We start from the raw sequence: 15,140 nt of genomic DNA on the forward strand, positions 1-15,140 counted from the left end.
CTCCTGATACTCGCGGCGCTGTGCCTCGGCTCGCTCGCGCACGTGCTTGAGGAAGGCTTCGTCGTCGTCCGGATTGGCCGGCACGGCGCGCCCGGGGTGGTCGTACTCGGGATAGCTCTTTCCGGCCGCGGTCGCGCTGCGGTACGTCCCTGTGCGCGGTCCCCAGTTGCGGCCGGCGATGAGCCAGACGATCGAGCCGATGTCGGCCAGGATGATCACGATGAACAACCAGGCCAGCTTGGGCAGGTTGCGCACGTCCTGTTCCGGCGTGGTGATCACGTCGATGATGCAGAAGATCCACACCGCGAGCATGACGAGAGCGAGGGTGCCGTCGGCGAAGATCACGCCGGAATAGTGGCAGATCAGGGCGCCGATCGCACCCGATGACGCGTCAGCCGGCGAGTTCGATCACGGGGGCTATCGGGGCACGCGCGGCCGGTTCGGCGGGGGCGATGCCGCCGCCGTCGCACGGAAGCCACAGCGTCGCCGAGCGCGGACGGGCGGCCTGGCCGCGTCCGTCGGCGTGCACCTCGACCCGCCTGGCGCGTAGCCGTCCGGTGCCGTCGCCGATGCCCGACCACTGTCCGGCCTCGACGCGCAGTCGCACGTCGGCGCCGGGCCACTCGCCACTGCGGCGGTCGACGAAGGGCATGAGCACCGCTTCGCGGGTGCGGGCCCGGGCGGCCAGACGTCGCACGTCGCCGGGCACGAGCCGGGGCGGACGGGCCGCGACGACGTCGAGTGCGTCGAGCAGTGCACCGACCGCCGTCGTCCAGGACGTTCCCGGTGCCGGGATGATCGCCAGCCGGGACAGATCGATGCCGTACTCGGCGGCCGCCTCGGCGCTGATGCGCGGGAACCCGACCAGCGCGCACCACGCGCCTCGCGCCGAAGCCGCGCCGAGCGTGGCGAGCAGCAGCGAGATCGACCCGCTGACAGCGACCGTGCTGCCCCTGCGCAGCCCGCTCGGCAGCACCTCGGCCAGCGCCGGATGCACCGGAAGCGGGGGAGCAGCCCGGCGGCCGAGGTCGACGGCGGTCGTGCCGTCGGCCTTGCGGATCGCCACGTCGAGCATCCGTCCATTGTCGAACGCGCGTTCGAGCAAGTCAAACGGCTGACGGTCTACCGGGCAGCACTTCGATAGGGAACAGTGTTACCCCGTGCGACGGGTGATTACTTGTGTTTCTGCTGTTCTTCTACTGTGCGCGTTCGGCGCCGGCTCGGCTGTGGCTTCGGCTCCGCCGGGGACGCCGACCGCCACCTCGTTCAGCGGCAATCCGACGGTCGGCGCGCTGTTCCGCAACGGAACGAGCAGCCGGCACTCGTGCACGGCCAGCGTCGTCGCGAGCCCCGGCCACAACCTGCTGATCACTGCGGCGCACTGCCTCGACGGCGATCCGAACGGCTGGCTGTTCGCGCCGGGCTACGACCGGGGCAAGACGCCCTACGGTGTCTGGACGGTGATGTCGGCCTACCTGCCGTCGCAGTGGCTCGACGGGCAGGACCCGCACTACGACTACGCATTCCTGCGCATCCGCCGGCAGTGGCACCACGGCAACCTGCTCGGCATCCAGGACATCACCGGCGCGAACAGCCTCGGCCTGGCGCCGGGCAGCAAATGGAAGATCACCGACGTGGCCTACAACAACGGCATCAACGACGACCCGATCGAGTGCACGACGACCGTGTACTACGCGAACGGCTACCCCGCGTTCAACTGCCACGGTTTCGTCGGGGGCAGTAGCGGCAGCCCGTGGCTCAACCACGGTTACGTCGACGGCCTGATTGGCGGTTGGCATCAAGGCGGCTGCTTCGAGTACACGTCGTACTCGGCGCCGTTCACCTCGGACATCGACGACCTGTGGTGGCGGGCAACGCAGAGCGGTCCGGGCGACGTCGCACCGGCGCCAGGCGGTGACGGCTGCTGACGAGGTGCTTCCTCCCCGACGCAGTCATTTTTCGCGCCGAACTCTGACTGCGCCGGGGGAGAAGCGGAGGGATCAGGCGGCGCTGCGCCCTGCGAGCTCGCGGCCGTGGTGGCGCGCCAGTTCGCGGGCCTGCTCGGCGAGCTGATCGGCGACGTCCTTGAACTGGTCGAGGGCCGGGTTCACGCCGACCAGGGTGAACTCGCGCTCGACGACGCGCAGGTCGAGCTGCCAGACGTCCTCGAGGATGCGGCGCATCCAGCCCGTCGCGTGGTCCCAGCCTTCGCGCGGGGTGCCCTCGGAGTAGTTGCCGCCGCGCACGGTGGCGAGCACGGCGGGCTTGCCGGCGATGGCCGGCGTCGTGGCGGCGGCCATGCGCGGGTCGGTGACCACGAGATCGACCCAGGTCTTGAAGTGCTGCGAGACGCCGAAGTTGTAGAGCGGCACGGCGAAGAGCAGGGCGTCGGCGGCGACGAGACGGTCGACCTCGGCTGCGGCCAGGGCGGTGGCCTCGCGCTGCTCGGGGGTGCGGTCGGCCTCGGGCGTGAACGAGGCGTTGACGGCGGTCGCCCAGGCCGTGCTCGGGACCGGTTCGGTGCCGACGTGGCGGCGAACGACCGGGTCGCCGGGGTGGGCGGCGCGCCACTCCTGCTCGACGAGATCGGCGATCTCGCGGCTGTGCGAGCCGGCGGTGCGGATACTGGCATCGAGGCGGAACAGGGACATGGTGGCCTCCGGAGCTGGTGCACGCATACGGCGTGTTACGTGCTTGCACCTACCAACTAGGAAATGGCTAGCGGCATTCCCTCTGGCGAGCGATCGTAGAGTGGAGCCGTGGCGAAGGCGACGGAAGCGGCGCCGCCGGGGCACGACCCGGCGGCCGTCCCGGCCTGCGAGGCGAGCCTCGGGTCGGCGTTCGGCCTGCTCGGCAAGCGCTGGAACGGCGTCATTCTCGGTGTGCTCGGCGGCGGAGCGCTCGGCTTCGCCGACCTGCGTCGCGGGGTCGGGTCGATCACCGACTCGGTGCTCTCGGACCGGCTCACCGAGCTCGCCGGAGCCGGACTCGTGCGGCGCACCGTCACCGACGCCCGGCCGCCGGGCGTGCGTTACGAGCTGACATCGTCCGGGGCGGCGCTCGAGCCCATCCTGGGCCAGCTGGCGGCGTGGGCCGGGAAGCACCTCGAGTCGGGCGGTGGCTGCTAGGCCCTCTTCGGCGACGGGCGGGACAGGATCGCCGCCACCTCGGGCGAGCTGAAGAACGGCGCGAGGCGCGCGCGGATGTGCCCGGCCAGCACGCCGTCGGCCTTGGCCGCCTCGATGATCGGCGGGGCGAACGTGCGCAGGTCCTCGACGAGGTCGTCGCGGGTGAGGCCGAGTTCGGGCAGCAGCGAGGCCACGTCCCGGTCGCCGTAGCGGGCGAAGAAGACGTCGATGCACTCGTCGATCAGATGCCCGGTGTACTCGGTGGCCAGCGCCGTCACGACGATCTCGTGCACGAGGACGGCGAGCTCGCGCAGGTCCTGTTGGCTCAGGTACTCGCGCAGGCCGCTGATCGGCTCGTCGGCGTGCAGGTCCCAGACCTCCATCGCCGCGGCCTGCAGCGGGGCGTCGCGGATGAGCTCGCGGATGGCGTTGTTCGTGCGACGCAGACCGTACTGGGCCCCCTTGCCGACCGCGTCGCCGAGAAACTGGTCAAGATGCTTGTCGGTTGCGCCCTTGACCTTGGACGCGGCGCCCGCGCCGAGGGAGAGCAGCGACGACATGCCCGGCAGCTTCTCGGCCCGGGCCCGGTTCTGCTGCATGAAGTCGGAGACGATCTTGGTGACGAACTTCGAGGCCACAGTCGCGACCAGCGGGCTCTCGGTCAGGCGCTCCAGCGCGCGGTCGTGCAGCGTGTGCATGCTGAGCACCTTGGCCACGAGCGCCTCGACCGGCTCGCGGGCGATCACCGCGCCGAGGTCGTACTGCTCGCTGGCCGTCAGGTCGTACAGGGCATCGGAGACAGCGCCGACGAGGTCCTCGACCATCGGCGAACCGCCGATGCGGTCGACCAGACGACGCGCGGTGGCCTTCACCTGCTCGGCGTCGACGACCTCGGCGACGACGAGCGCCGACGCCACGGCCAGCACGTCGTCGACGTCGCGGGCGATGTTCTCGCGCAACCGGTCTCCGGTCAGTTCGGCGAGCACGAACTCCACCTGCGCATCGAGCAGGCGGCGGGCGACATCGTCGGCGGCGGGGCTCATGGTGGCCACTCTGTCATCGGTCCGGGCGCGCCCGCGCGTCGAGGCGTCCTAAGGTGACGTGTGTTCCACGTCGTCTTCGTCGAGCCCCGAATCCCGCCCAACACCGGCAACGCAATCCGGCTGGCGGCGGTCACGGGGGCGCACCTGCACCTCGTCGAGCCGCTCGGCTTCACCCTCGACGACGCCAACCTGCGCCGGGCCGGGCTGGACTACCACGATCTCGCGACGCTCACCGTGCACCCCGATCTCGCGCACTTGTGGACGGCCCTCCTGCCGGCCCGGGTGTTCGCGTTCACCTCGCACGCGTCGACGACCTACACCGACATCGCGTTCCGCCCGGGCGACGTGCTGATGTTCGGGGGCGAGCCCACCGGCTTCCCGCCCGAGGTGCTGGCCGACCCGAACATCACCGAGCGGTTGCGCATTCCGATGCTGCCCGGTCGGCGCTCGCTGAACCTGGCCAACTCGGCGTCGATCGCGCTGTACGAGGCCTGGCGCCAGCACGGCTTCGCGGGTGACACGACGGTCTGAGCCGATCGGTCGACTTTGTCCGGCCGATTCCCTCAAGGAATGCTCGGACAACGTTGACCGGCCTTGCCGCCCGATTTAGCCTCGATTTCACGTCGCGACCGCAACCCCCGGGCGACGGATCCGGTGCCGGCCGGGTCTCCCACTCTGCGAAGCGGTGCCGATGCACTCCATCGTGGCGATCCCGCCCACCGAACCCCTCTCCGCCACCGCGCGCCTGGTGACCGCCGCCCGGATCGTCGCCGGGGGCGTGGCGATCCTGGCCCTCGTCGTCCTGCTCGGGTGGACCGTCGACCTCGGCTGGGCCACCCGGGTCGGGGGCGGGACCAGCACGAAACCCAACACCGCGGTCGCGCTCCTCCTGCTGGCGCTCACCTGGTTGGGCCCTCCGGCCGTCATCCGCCTCACCGCGGTCCTGGCCGGATCGATCGCGGCGGTGACCATCGGCGAGGTGTTGCTCGGTGTCGGCCGAGGTATCGACGAGTGGTTCGCCGCCCCGGCGAGTGGCGGCCCGCACGCCGCCCGGATGGCGGTCTCGACCGCGGTCGCCCTGCTGACCCTCGCCGCGGGACGGCTCGTGTCGCTCCGCGACCGCCGCTTCGGCCGCGTGGTCGAGCTGCTGGCCTCGGGGGTCGTCGCGACGGCGCTGCTGGCGCTGCTCGGCTACCTCTACCGGGCGCCGTCGCTGTACTCGATCGGCCGCCAGTCGACGATGGCGCTGCCCACCGCCACCGCGCTCCTCCTGCTGGGGTGCGCGCTGCTGCTGACGGTGCCCGGCGGCTTCGCGGTGTGGCTGCTCGACGGCGACGACGCCGGGGCGGTGCTCATGCGACGGGTGCTGCCGGTGGCGCTGGTGATCATCCCGTCGGTCGGCTACCTGAGCCTGCTGGGTCAGGAGGCCGGGCTGTACGGCACCGACCTCGGCCTGGCCATCACGACGGTGTCGGCCATGGCGCTGCTGGTGGGCACCACTGGGTACACCGCCTGGCAGCTGCGGGCCAGCGATGAGAGGCGGGCCGCTGCGCTGGCCGCGCTGCAGGTGGTCAACGTCGATCTCGAGAAGCGGGTCGCCGAGCGCGCGGCCCAGCTCGACACCGAGCGCGGGCTCAGCGCGTTGCTGCGCGACCGGGAGCGCATCGCCGCCGACGTGCACGACCTCGTCATCCAACGCCTCTACGCGGTGGCCCTCACGCTGGACGCCGATGCCGGCCGCTCGCTCGAGCCGGCGGTCGTCGAGTCGGCGATCGACGGCATCGACGACGCCATGCGGGAGCTGCGCGGCACGATCTTCGCGCTCCGGCGGCCCCGAACGCCGGTGGGCCGGCCGCGACGATCGACGAGATCATGGCGGGTGCTGCGACCGTCCTGCCGTCCCCGCCCGAGGTGAGGTTGCGGGGTGACCTCGACACGCTGCCCGAACCGGTCTGCGCTCACCTGCTGGCCGTCCTGCGGGAGGCCGTCTCGAACGCGGTGCGGCACGCCCGGGCCACGCACCTGCGCATCGAAATCGAGGTCACCCCCGCGGCCGTCGTCCTGACCGTCAGCGACGACGGCCAGGGCCTCGACCCGGCCGTGGTGTCGACCAGCGGGTTGCGCAACCTGCGGGACCGGGCCGAGCAGCTCGGCGGCACGTGCCGCTGGCGACCGACCGAGCCGCACGGGACGACGGTGGAGTGGCAGGTGCCGCTGACCTCCGCGAGCCCCCGCGCGCCGGCGCCGACCCGGCAGGCCCAGCTGATGACGGCGATGCGGCGCGTCGGCCGGGCCGCCACCGACGGCCGCTCCGACCCGCTCACCGAGACGGCGACGGCGCTCGGCGAACTCGTCGACGCCGACTGCGTCGCGCTGATCGTCGAGGAGGACGACGAGCAGCTGCAGGTCGTGCGGACCCGCGGGTTCCCCCGTGACGCCGACCCGCGCGGGCGGCGCCTGCCGAGCGCCGGCACGCTGGCCGATCACGTGCTGTCCTCCGGCGTGGCGCTACGGGTCGACGATGTCCGGGCGAACCCGTCGGTCGGGAGGACCCTCGGGACGAACCGGATCGGCCCGGCCCTGGTCGTGCCGCTGCGCGGAGCCACCGGCGTGCACGGGGCGATCAGCCTGGCCCGGTTCGCCGATCGCGGCCCGTTCACCGTCGAGGACGAGGAGCTGGCCATGACGCTGGCGACCCACGGGGCGCTCGCGCTCGATCTTGCCCTCGATCTCTGCGGTGTGGCCGGGATCAGCCGGCCACCGCTCCCGGCCGGCCGCTGACGCCGATCACGACGGTCGCCTCGAGGTCGTCGTCGGTCCGCTCCTGGGCCCGGAAGCCGTGCGCCGCGAACACCGTGGCGGTCGTCGGCGCCTGGGCCGCGCTGGTCTCGATCAGCAGGTGGCCGTCGGGGGCGAGCCAGTCACCCGCGCCGGCCACGATCCGGCGCTGCACGTCGAGACCGTCGGGGCCGCCGTCCAGGGTGATCCGGGGCTCGTGGTCGCGGGCCTCCGGCGGCATCAGGCGGATCTCGTCGGTCGGCACGTAGGGCGCGTTCACCACGAGCACGTCGACGCGGCCGCGGAGCTCGGCCGGCAGGGCGGCGTACAGGTCACCGGCGAAGACCCGGCCGCGCCCGCCGACGTTGCGCCGCGCGCAGGCGACGGCGGCGGGCGCGAGGTCGGCGGCGACGAGGTCGACCGGGCCCGAGACGGCGGCTACGGCCAGCCCGATCGCGGCCGTGCCGCAACACAGATCGACGACGACCGCGCCGGGACGGGTACGGGCCGCGGCCTCGCGCACGAGCAACTCGCTGCGGCGCCGTGGCACGAAGACACCGGGGTCGACCAGGATCCGCAGCCCGCAGAATTCGGCCCAGCCGAGCACCACCTCGAGCGGGCGGCCCTCGTCGGCCCGGGCCGCGAGCATGGCGTCGAGCTGCTCCGGGGTGGTCGCCGTTGCGAGCAGCAGTTCGGCCTCGTCCTCGGCGAACACGCAGCCGGCCGCGCGGAGGCGGGCGACGACGGTGTCGAGAGACGGTCGGGTGACGGGCATCCGCCGCAGGCTACCGGGGCCGAGTGCTACTCGTCGGCGACCTGCTCCTCGTCCTCGTCGCCCGGCTCGACGTCGTCGACCTGGTCGTGCGGTCCGGGGATCTTGGTGCCGCCGTTGACCGCAGTACCGGTGTACAGGCCGTCGTCGGGGTCGAAGTCGAGGTTCGCGCGGTCGACGTACTCCTGCTCGTGCTCGGATTCCTCGGCCCTCTGCGCGGCGTCGTCCGATCCGGCGGCGTCCACCTCGGCCTTGTCCTGAGCTTCGGGCATCGTGTCCCCATTCGTCGACCGGTGCGGATCTTGACCGTCCTACCCACGCCGTTGCCCGACTTGTCACGCCGCGCCGGTTCGATCACCGTGACTACAGTCCATCCGATGGACGACACGGCCGCGCATCCGACGCCGCCCGAGCCGCGCGGGTCGAAGCACCTCGTCGCTCGGCTCGTCGCCCAGTTCACCGTCGCCGGCATCGTCGCCCTGATCGTCGTCGGGGTGACGACCGGGCTGGCGGCGAGCCGCATCGGCACGCGGGAGGCGATCGCCGCGGCGCGCGAGACCACGCTGACGGCGCAACGGGTCGTCCGGCCGGTGCTGGCGGCCGGGGTGCGCACCGGCGACACCGCCGCGCTCGGGCAGGTCGATCGGGTCGTGCGCTCGGCCGTGCTGAGCTCGTCCCTCGTCCGGGTGAAGATCTGGACCCGGGCCGGCACGATCCTCTACTCCGACGAGCAGCGGTTGATCGGGCAGACCTACCGCCTCGGCGCCGACGAGCAGGCGGCCTTCGGCACCGGCCGCATCGAGGCCGACATCAGCGATCTGCGGAAGCCGGAGAACCGGTACGAGCGGTCACAACGCAAGCTGCTCGAGGTGTACCTGCCGATCACCGCCTCCGACGGCACGCCGCTGCTGTTCGAGACCTACTTCAAGTACGACATGGTCGACGCGAGCGGCCGGCGGCTCTGGCGCAACTTCGCCCCCATCACCCTGGGCGCGCTGATCGTGCTCGAGCTCGTGCAGCTGCCGCTGGCGTGGTCGCTGGCCCGCCGGTTGCAGGTACGGATGCGCGAGCGGGAGACGCTGCTGCGGCGCACCCTGCAGGCCTCCGACGTCGAGCGCCGCCACATCGCGGCCGACCTGCACGATGGTGTGGTGCAGGAGCTGACCGGGGTTGCGCTGCACCTGCAGGCGGCGGCGCGGCGCGGCCGGGTCGAGCCCGCGGACCTCGACCGCTCGGCCGAGGCGGTGCGGCGCAGCATCGAGGGCCTGCGGCTGCTCGTCGTCGACCTCTACCCACCCGACTTCGCCGACCTCACCCTGCACGCCGCGCTGGGCGACCTGCTCGCTCGCGCGACCGACCGCGGCGTCCGCACGTCCCTCGACGTGACACTGGAACACGAGCCGCCCGACGCCACCGCCCGCCTGCTGTACCGCGCGGCGCAGGAAGGCGTGCGCAACGTCGCGGCGCACGCGGGCGCGCGCTCGATCCGGGTGAGCGTCCGCGCGACGGCGCAGCGCTACGTCCTCGAGGTGCGCGACGACGGCCGCGGCTTCGACGAGGCGGCGACCCGGACGGCCCGGCGCGAGGGTCACGTCGGGCTGCTCACGCTCGACGGTCTTGTCAGCGGCGCAGGTGGCCGGTTGGCGGTCTCGTCCCGACCCGGGGACGGCACCACCCTGACCGTGGAGCTGCCGCGATGATCCGCATCCTGCTCGCCGACGACCACCCCATCGTGCGTAGCGGCCTCGAGCAGCTGCTCGCCACCGCCGGCGACATGACCGTGTGCGCGACAGCGGCCGACGGTGCGGAGGCGGTCGAGCGCTACCGGGAGCAGCGTCCGGATCTCGTCCTCATGGACCTCCGCATGCCGGTGCTCGACGGCGTGGGCGCCACGCGCGCGATCCTCGCCGACGCCCCGGACGCGCGCGTGGTCGTGCTGACGTCGATGGCCGACGACCGCAACGTCATGGACGCCCTCGACGCCGGCGCGGCCGGCTACCTGCTCAAGCACGCCGACCCGCTCGACCTGCTCGAGGCGATCCGCGCCGCGGCGGCCGGGGGCGTGCCGCTCGACCCGCGGGCGGCCCGGGCCCTGCTCGATGCCCGCCGGCGACCGGCCCTGCGGTCGCCCGACCTCAGCGCGCGCGAGGTCGAGGTGCTGCGCCTCGTCGCCGGTGGGCTGTCCAACCGCCAGATCGCGAGCCGTCTCGGCATCGCCGAGCGCACGGTGAAGGCGCACCTGACCCGCGTGTTCGACCGGATCGGCGTCGCCGACCGCACGTCGGCCGCGCTGTGGGCGAAGGACAACCTCGGCCCTACGGTGACACCGTGATCGGCGACCGGTGGGGCGTGACCGCCGCCGAGCTCGGGCGGACCTACCCGTGCGACGAGTTCGTCACCGCGCCGGTGCTGCAGGCCTGGCGCGGGGTGGATGTCGCCGCGCCGCCGTCGCGGGTGTGGCCGTGGGTCGCGCAGATCCGGCTGGCGCCGTACTCCTACGACTGGATCGACAACCTCGGCCGCCGCTCCCCGCGCGAGCTGCGCGGCCTCCCGGAGCCGGTCGTGGGCGATCCGTTCACCGCCACCGCCGGGCGTCCGCTCGGCCGTGTGCTGTCGGTGACCCCCGGCGAGCAGCTCACTGCGCGGATCATGGGCGCGGTGATGTCCTACGTCGTCGTGCCCGACGGCGACGGCGCCCGGCTGCTGCTCAAGCTCGTCATGGGCGGACGCCGCGGGGCGGCCCCCTTCCTGTCGGTCGGCGACCTCGTCATGGCCCGCCGCCAGCTGCTCAACCTGAAGCGGCTCGCCGAGTCGTAGGATCCCGCTCGTGGCCCGCATCGGCGTCATCACCGCGGTGGCGGCCGCCGACAGCCGGTTCCTGCCGACCCTCGTCGACAGCCTGCGCGCGCAGACGCTCACCGACTGGCAGCTCGTCATCGCCGAGGACGGCCCGACCGAGTCGGCCCGCTCCTGGGCCGACGTCGATCCGCGGATCAGCTGGCTCAACTCCGACCTTCGGACCGGCCCGGCCGAGGCCCGTAATCGGGCCGTGGCCCGGCTGGACGCCGACCTGCTCCGCAACCTCGACGCCGACGACTGGCTCGCCGACGCCGGCGTGCTCGAGCGGACGGTCGAGGTGTTCACGCACGAGTCCGTGGCCTACGCGGTCGGCCCGGTCGTCGACGTGCTCGACGACGCGCGCGTCCCGTTCGCCGACCTGCTGCCCGCCGGTCCGATCGAGCCCGGCGTCCTCTACCGCGGCTGGCTCGCCCGCGGGCACCGCGGGCTGGCCCACCCGACGTCGCTCGCCATGCGCACCGACGTCTTCCGCCGCTACAACGGCTACCCGCCGTTGCCCTCGAGCGAGGACACGGCCCTGCTGCTGCAGGTGTCGCAGCACGAACCCGGCTGGTACCTCGACCGGCCGGTCACGTTCTACCGCCGGCGACCCGACTCGATCACCGCGTCGGCCTGGCACAACGACGCCGCCGCCACGGCCGCCCGCGTCGCGCTGATCCGCGCGCTCTGCGATCCGGTCGCCTGACGGGCGCGAGCTCGCTCAGCTGGGCATGTCGGCGAAGCGGCTGTACCGGCCCTGGAACGCGACGGCCACGGTGGCCGTCGGCCCGTTGCGGTGCTTGGCGATGATGATGTCGGCCTCGCCGGCGCGCTCGGTCTCGGGTTCGTAGAGGTCGGGGCGGTGCACCATCAGCACGAGGTCGGAGTCCTGCTCGATGGAGCCCGATTCACGAAGGTCGGAGAGCATCGGCTTCTTGTCGGTGCGCTGCTCCGAGCCACGGTTCAGCTGCGACAGCGCGATGACCGGCACCTCGAGCTCCTTGGCCAGCAGCTTGATCGCGCGGCTGAACTCCGAGACCTCCTGCTGGCGCGATTCGACGCGCTTGCCGCTCGTCATCAGCTGCAGGTAGTCGATGACGATGAGCTGGAGATCCTGCCGCTGCCGCAGCCGGCGCGCCTTGGCCCGGATCTCCATCATCGTGAGGTTGGGCGAGTCGTCGATGAACAGCGGCGCCTCGGCCAGCTCGGACGAGCGCAGCGCGAGCCGGCGCCAGTCCTGGTCGTTCATGTGCCCCGAGCGCATGTTGCCCAGCGCCACCCCGGCCTCGGCCGAGAAGAGCCGCATCATGATCTCGAGCTTGCCCATCTCGAGGCTGAACACGGCCGTCGGCTTCTGGTTCTTGATCGCGGCCGAGCGCGCGAAATCCAGGGCGAGCGTGGATTTGCCAGAGCCGGGGCGCCCGGCCACGGTGATCATCTGGCCGGGGTGCAGGCCGTTGGTGATCTCGTCGAGCTGCTGGAAGCCGGTGGGGATGCCGGTGCCGATGCCGCCGGTGGCCGAGATCTTCTCGATCTCGTCGAGGGTGGGCTGCAACAGCGTCTCGATGTGGACGTAGTCCTCCGACGTCCGCCGCTCGGTGACGTCGTAGATCTCGACCTGGGCCCGGTCGACGACGTCGTCGATGCTGCCGACGACATCGTTGTTGCCCGACGACGCGTCGTAGCCCATCTGCACGATGCGGGTGCCGGCGGTCACCAGGCGGCGCAGGGTGGCCCGGTCGGCGACGATGGCGGCGTAGTAGGCGGCGTTGGCCGCCGTCGGCACCATCGAGATCAGGGTGTGCAGGTAGGGCGCGCCCCCGACGCGGGACAGCTGGCCACCACGGGTGAGCTCGGCCGAGACCGTGACGGCGTCGGCGGGCTCCCCGCGCGCGTAGAGGTCCAGGACGGCGTCGTACACGAGCTGGTGGGCCGGGCGGTAGAAGTCGCCCGGGCGGATGACCTCGACGACGTCGGCGATCGCGTCCTTGGACAGCATCATCGCGCCGAGCACCGACTGCTCGGCCTCGATGGCCTGGGGTGGGGTGCGATCGAACTCGCCGCCCTGCGTCGAGGGCCCAGTGGCTCCCCGCGCGTCGTTCACCAGCGTCATCGACGCAGACCCTCCCGTACTCGCCTCCACCACCCGCACGCACAACGAGTACCGAACGGATCTGACAATTTCCGTTCGGCGCGCGATGAGGGGCGGCAATCTGCGACGCTAGGACCAGGCCACGGGACACGCCAAATCGTCCTGTGGACGTCGCTGTGGGTGACCCTGTGGGAAACGCCGGACAGGCTGTTCACAACCGGTGGACAACTGTGTGGACAGGACATCCGAAAGCGCATCCGGAGCCGTGCCGGCGGGGCCTGCGTGGCTCCGCGAGATGTGGACACAAGTATTTTTGACGTCCTTCGGCAGGCGGCGTTCTCAGGAAACCGTCGGACAGTGTGAGAACAGCGAAACGGCCCGGTCACTGCGCGTGTGCGCAGCGGCCGGGCCGTTCCGGATGATCGAGGTGCTGGCCTCAGACGGCCTTCACGGTCACCGGGATCGACGCGACGACGTCGGGGTGCAGGTCGACCGTCACGGTGTGCGTGCCGGTCGTCTTGATGTGGCCGTCGATCTGGATCCGCTTGCGGTCCAGGGTAGGTCCGCCGGCGTCCTTGACCGCCGAGGCGACGTCGGACGTCGTGATCGAGCCGAACAGACGACCGTCCTTGCCGGCGCGGGCGTCCAGCGAGACCGACAGCTTCTCGAGGTCGGACTTGATCTCGCGGGCGTGGCCGAGGTCGCGGATCTCCCGGGCGTCGCGCGAACGCTTGATCTGGGTGATCTGCTTCTCGGCGCCCTTCGACCACAGGATGGCCGCGCCGCGGGGCACGAGGAAGTTGCGGCCGTAGCCGTCGGCGACCGCGACGATGTCGCCGGCCAGGCCGAGGCCCGCGACCTCACGGGTGAGGATGAGCTTCACGGTGTTCTCCCTGCTCAGCGAGCGGTCGAGGTGTACGGCAGCAGCGCCATCTCGCGGGCGTTCTTGATCGCCTTGGCGATCTGCCGCTGCTGCTGGGCCGAGACGCCGGTGACGCGACGGGCGCGGATCTTGCCGCGGTCGGAGATGAACTTGCGCAGGAGGTTCGTGTCCTTGTAGTCGATGTAGGTGATCTTCGCCGCGGCGAGCGGGTTCGACTTCTTCTTGGGCTTGCGAATCGGTGGCTTGGGCATTGCTGATGTCTCCGTCTGGTCTGAGATCTGAGTCGATCTTCATGCTGCGACGGCGTCAGGACGCCGGGCCGGCATGAAGGTCGCCGAGGAAGGCTGGTTAGAAGGGGGGCTCGTCGCTGAAGCCGCCGCCCGATGCGGGCGCGGAGCCCCACGGGTCGTCGTTGCCGCCGCCGCCGCTGTTGCCGGCGCCGCCGCCCGAGTCGCTGCCGGACGAGCCGTAGCCGCCGCCCGACGACGAACCGCGCTGGGTGCGGTTGACCTTGGCCGTCGCGTACTTCAGAGACGGGCCGACTTCCTCGACCTCCATCTCGACGACCGTGCGCTTCTCGCCCTCGCGGGTCTCGTAGCTGCGCTGCTTGAGCCGGCCCTGGGCGACGACGCGCATGCCGCGGGTGAGCGACTCGGCGACGTTCTCGGCGGCCTGGCGCCAGATGGAGCAGCGCAGGAACAGGGCCTCGCCGTCCTTCCACTCGTTCGAGTTGCGGTCGAACGTGCGCGGCGTGCTCGCGATCGTGAACGAGGCGACGGCGGCACCGGACGGCGTGAAACGCAGCTCGGGGTCGGCCGTCAGGTTCCCGACGACGGTGATGACGGTTTCGCCGGCCACGACTACCGCTGGTCCGGGCGCAGGACCTTGGTCCGGAGCACCGACTCGTTGAGGTTGAGCTGGCGGTCCAGCTCCTGGACGGCCGACGGGTTGGCCTGCAGGTCGACGACGGCGTAGATGCCCTCGACGTGCTTGTTGATCTCGTAGGCCATCCGGCGCCGGCCCCACACGTCGACCTTCTCGACGCTGCCGCCGTCGTTCTTCACGACGGAGAGGAAGGCGTCGAGGGACGGAGCGATCGTCCGCTCTTCGAGGGTGGGGTCGAGGATGACCATGACTTCGTAATGGCGCATGAGTGTGCCGTTCCTCCTGTGGACTGGTCGGCCGCGGACGGTCCGCGGCAGGAGGTGTTCGCCGCCGCCGGCACCGGGTGCCACTGAGCACTCGGGATTACGCGGCGGTCCCGGGACCGGCCACGACGTGGACGGAGCGGGCAGACGAACCTCGTCAGAGTACCCGGACGCCGCCGCGAACCCGAAATCGCGGGGGCGGGGATGCGCGAGGGCCGCCACCGGACTGCGGTGACGGCCCTCGACGAGCGCTGCGATCAGGCGGCCGGCGGCGTGCTCCGGCGGATCAGGTAGAGCCGGGCGTACGTGCCGGCAACCATGGCCAGGGCGATGATCGCGAGGATCGCGAGGATGACCGGCAGCTGGCCCGACGGCGACTTGTCGGCCGAGGCGAGGTCGATCGTCTTGTTCTTGCCGGTGCTGTCCTGCGTGACGACCGACGACGGCTTGGCCGACGG

Annotated in this window: 21 protein-coding genes; 9 read left to right on the forward strand and 12 right to left on the reverse strand. The window is 71.8% G+C overall.

From position 1 onward, the window contains the following. Together VGN18_RS17815 and VGN18_RS17820 are read right to left on the reverse strand one after the other, a co-directional pair. The coding region (locus VGN18_RS17815; RefSeq protein WP_327541064.1) for a PLD nuclease N-terminal domain-containing protein at positions 1 to 345 on the reverse strand (345 nt) is incomplete at its 3' end. Positions 346 to 391: 46 nt separating this feature from the next. Beyond that, positions 392 to 1,075, reverse strand: a complete 684-nt coding sequence (locus tag VGN18_RS17820; RefSeq protein WP_327541065.1) for a hypothetical protein — start codon at positions 1,073 to 1,075, stop codon at positions 392 to 394. Positions 1,076 to 1,226: 151 nt separating this feature from the next. Between VGN18_RS17820 and VGN18_RS17825 the strand changes: the two genes are divergently transcribed. After that, on the forward strand, positions 1,227 to 1,928 hold the full coding sequence (locus VGN18_RS17825; RefSeq protein WP_327541066.1) for a hypothetical protein: 702 nt from the start codon (positions 1,227 to 1,229) through the stop codon (positions 1,926 to 1,928). A 72-nt stretch (positions 1,929 to 2,000) separates the two neighbouring features. Here VGN18_RS17825 and VGN18_RS17830 read toward each other — a convergent pair whose 3' ends face one another. Then, on the reverse strand, positions 2,001 to 2,651 hold the full coding sequence (locus VGN18_RS17830; RefSeq protein ID WP_327541067.1) for an FMN-dependent NADH-azoreductase: 651 nt from the start codon (positions 2,649 to 2,651) through the stop codon (positions 2,001 to 2,003). 108 nt (positions 2,652 to 2,759) lie between these two features. Between VGN18_RS17830 and VGN18_RS17835 the strand changes: the two genes are divergently transcribed. Then, complete coding sequence (locus tag VGN18_RS17835) at positions 2,760 to 3,128, forward strand: helix-turn-helix domain-containing protein (RefSeq protein ID WP_327541068.1); 369 nt, start codon at positions 2,760 to 2,762, stop codon at positions 3,126 to 3,128. On the opposite strand, the gene VGN18_RS17840 is transcribed toward VGN18_RS17835, so the two are convergent. Continuing rightward, entirely contained in the window at positions 3,125 to 4,171 is a 1,047-nt protein-coding gene (locus VGN18_RS17840; protein WP_327541069.1) for a hypothetical protein, read from the reverse strand. The two genes, VGN18_RS17835 and VGN18_RS17840, sit on opposite strands and share 4 nt — an antisense overlap. A 60-nt stretch (positions 4,172 to 4,231) precedes the next feature. Between VGN18_RS17840 and VGN18_RS17845 the strand changes: the two genes are divergently transcribed. The 3 genes from VGN18_RS17845 (at position 4,232) to VGN18_RS17855 (ending at position 6,952) form a co-directional block, all read left to right on the forward strand. Beyond that, positions 4,232 to 4,702: a tRNA (cytidine(34)-2'-O)-methyltransferase gene (locus VGN18_RS17845; RefSeq protein ID WP_327541070.1), complete on the forward strand. Its 471-nt coding sequence runs from the start codon at positions 4,232 to 4,234 to the stop codon at positions 4,700 to 4,702. A 160-nt stretch (positions 4,703 to 4,862) separates the two neighbouring features. Next, the gene (locus VGN18_RS17850) at positions 4,863 to 6,086 is read left to right on the forward strand and encodes a histidine kinase (protein WP_327541071.1); all 1,224 of its coding nucleotides are present in this window, start codon (positions 4,863 to 4,865) and stop codon (positions 6,084 to 6,086) included. Then, positions 6,044 to 6,952, forward strand: coding sequence for a GAF domain-containing protein (locus VGN18_RS17855; RefSeq protein WP_327541072.1), 909 nt, complete (start codon positions 6,044 to 6,046; stop codon positions 6,950 to 6,952). Before VGN18_RS17850 ends, VGN18_RS17855 begins: the two co-directional genes overlap by 43 nt. Here the strand turns inward: VGN18_RS17855 and VGN18_RS17860 are convergent. After that, a complete protein-coding gene (locus tag VGN18_RS17860) occupies positions 6,921 to 7,724 on the reverse strand; it encodes a putative protein N(5)-glutamine methyltransferase (RefSeq protein ID WP_327541073.1) in 804 nt (267 codons plus the stop codon). The genes VGN18_RS17855 and VGN18_RS17860 overlap by 32 nt on opposite strands. A 26-nt stretch (positions 7,725 to 7,750) precedes the next feature. After that, entirely contained in the window at positions 7,751 to 7,993 is a 243-nt protein-coding gene (locus VGN18_RS17865) for a hypothetical protein (protein ID WP_327541074.1), read from the reverse strand. A gap of 105 nt (positions 7,994 to 8,098) precedes the next feature. Between VGN18_RS17865 and VGN18_RS17870 the strand changes: the two genes are divergently transcribed. From VGN18_RS17870 to VGN18_RS17885, 4 genes are read left to right on the forward strand one after another with little or no spacing between them, the layout of a single operon-like run. Then, the gene (locus tag VGN18_RS17870; protein WP_327541075.1) at positions 8,099 to 9,421 is read left to right on the forward strand and encodes a sensor histidine kinase; all 1,323 of its coding nucleotides are present in this window, start codon (positions 8,099 to 8,101) and stop codon (positions 9,419 to 9,421) included. Further along, complete coding sequence (locus tag VGN18_RS17875) at positions 9,418 to 10,053, forward strand: response regulator transcription factor (protein WP_327541076.1); 636 nt, start codon at positions 9,418 to 9,420, stop codon at positions 10,051 to 10,053. Before VGN18_RS17870 ends, VGN18_RS17875 begins: the two co-directional genes overlap by 4 nt. Then, the gene (locus VGN18_RS17880) at positions 10,050 to 10,538 is read left to right on the forward strand and encodes a hypothetical protein (RefSeq protein ID WP_327541077.1); all 489 of its coding nucleotides are present in this window, start codon (positions 10,050 to 10,052) and stop codon (positions 10,536 to 10,538) included. Before VGN18_RS17875 ends, VGN18_RS17880 begins: the two co-directional genes overlap by 4 nt. A gap of 10 nt (positions 10,539 to 10,548) precedes the next feature. Then, on the forward strand, positions 10,549 to 11,265 hold the full coding sequence (locus tag VGN18_RS17885) for a glycosyltransferase family 2 protein (protein WP_327541078.1): 717 nt from the start codon (positions 10,549 to 10,551) through the stop codon (positions 11,263 to 11,265). A gap of 15 nt (positions 11,266 to 11,280) precedes the next feature. On the opposite strand, the gene dnaB is transcribed toward VGN18_RS17885, so the two are convergent. The 6 genes from dnaB to VGN18_RS17915 all read right to left on the reverse strand — a co-directional run. Next, positions 11,281 to 12,672 carry a replicative DNA helicase gene (gene dnaB, locus VGN18_RS17890; RefSeq protein ID WP_327541079.1) on the reverse strand — a complete coding sequence of 464 codons (1,392 nt, stop codon included), beginning with the start codon at positions 12,670 to 12,672 and terminating at the stop codon, positions 11,281 to 11,283. 415 nt (positions 12,673 to 13,087) lie between these two features. Next, on the reverse strand, positions 13,088 to 13,534 hold the full coding sequence (gene rplI, locus VGN18_RS17895) for a 50S ribosomal protein L9 (protein ID WP_327541080.1): 447 nt from the start codon (positions 13,532 to 13,534) through the stop codon (positions 13,088 to 13,090). Between the two features lie 14 nt (positions 13,535 to 13,548). Then, positions 13,549 to 13,785 carry a 30S ribosomal protein S18 gene (gene rpsR / locus VGN18_RS17900; protein ID WP_327541081.1) on the reverse strand — a complete coding sequence of 79 codons (237 nt, stop codon included), beginning with the start codon at positions 13,783 to 13,785 and terminating at the stop codon, positions 13,549 to 13,551. 97 nt (positions 13,786 to 13,882) lie between these two features. Further along, on the reverse strand, positions 13,883 to 14,392 hold the full coding sequence (locus VGN18_RS17905) for a single-stranded DNA-binding protein (protein ID WP_327541082.1): 510 nt from the start codon (positions 14,390 to 14,392) through the stop codon (positions 13,883 to 13,885). A 2-nt stretch (positions 14,393 to 14,394) separates the two neighbouring features. Further along, positions 14,395 to 14,685: a 30S ribosomal protein S6 gene (gene rpsF / locus VGN18_RS17910; RefSeq protein ID WP_327541083.1), complete on the reverse strand. Its 291-nt coding sequence runs from the start codon at positions 14,683 to 14,685 to the stop codon at positions 14,395 to 14,397. Between the two features lie 254 nt (positions 14,686 to 14,939). Further along, positions 14,940 to 15,140, reverse strand: a 201-nt coding sequence (locus VGN18_RS17915) for a hypothetical protein (protein ID WP_327541084.1), incomplete at its 5' end; no start/stop codon positions are given.

This window comes from Jatrophihabitans sp., from assembly GCF_036000465.1.
Lineage (GTDB): Bacteria > Actinomycetota > Actinomycetes > Mycobacteriales > Jatrophihabitantaceae > Jatrophihabitans.

What these genes read in the sequence shown, in the direction of transcription:
- VGN18_RS17850 (WP_327541071.1), top strand. Translation starts at nt 4,863, where the DNA reads ATGCACTCCATCGTGGCGATCCCGCCCACCGAACCCCTCTCCGCCACC.
- VGN18_RS17875 (WP_327541076.1), top strand. Translation starts at nt 9,418, where the DNA reads ATGATCCGCATCCTGCTCGCCGACGACCACCCCATCGTGCGTAGCGGC.
- VGN18_RS17860 (WP_327541073.1), bottom strand. Translation starts at nt 7,724, where the DNA reads ATGCCCGTCACCCGACCGTCTCTCGACACCGTCGTCGCCCGCCTCCGC.
- VGN18_RS17870 (WP_327541075.1), top strand. Translation starts at nt 8,099, where the DNA reads ATGGACGACACGGCCGCGCATCCGACGCCGCCCGAGCCGCGCGGGTCG.
- rpsR (WP_327541081.1), bottom strand. Translation starts at nt 13,785, where the DNA reads ATGCCCAAGCCACCGATTCGCAAGCCCAAGAAGAAGTCGAACCCGCTC.
- VGN18_RS17840 (WP_327541069.1), bottom strand. Translation starts at nt 4,171, where the DNA reads ATGAGCCCCGCCGCCGACGATGTCGCCCGCCGCCTGCTCGATGCGCAG.
- VGN18_RS17855 (WP_327541072.1), top strand. Translation starts at nt 6,044, where the DNA reads ATGGCGGGTGCTGCGACCGTCCTGCCGTCCCCGCCCGAGGTGAGGTTG.
- VGN18_RS17820 (WP_327541065.1), bottom strand. Translation starts at nt 1,075, where the DNA reads ATGCTCGACGTGGCGATCCGCAAGGCCGACGGCACGACCGCCGTCGAC.
- VGN18_RS17830 (WP_327541067.1), bottom strand. Translation starts at nt 2,651, where the DNA reads ATGTCCCTGTTCCGCCTCGATGCCAGTATCCGCACCGCCGGCTCGCAC.
- dnaB (WP_327541079.1), bottom strand. Translation starts at nt 12,672, where the DNA reads ATGACGCTGGTGAACGACGCGCGGGGAGCCACTGGGCCCTCGACGCAG.
- VGN18_RS17865 (WP_327541074.1), bottom strand. Translation starts at nt 7,993, where the DNA reads ATGCCCGAAGCTCAGGACAAGGCCGAGGTGGACGCCGCCGGATCGGAC.
- rpsF (WP_327541083.1), bottom strand. Translation starts at nt 14,685, where the DNA reads ATGCGCCATTACGAAGTCATGGTCATCCTCGACCCCACCCTCGAAGAG.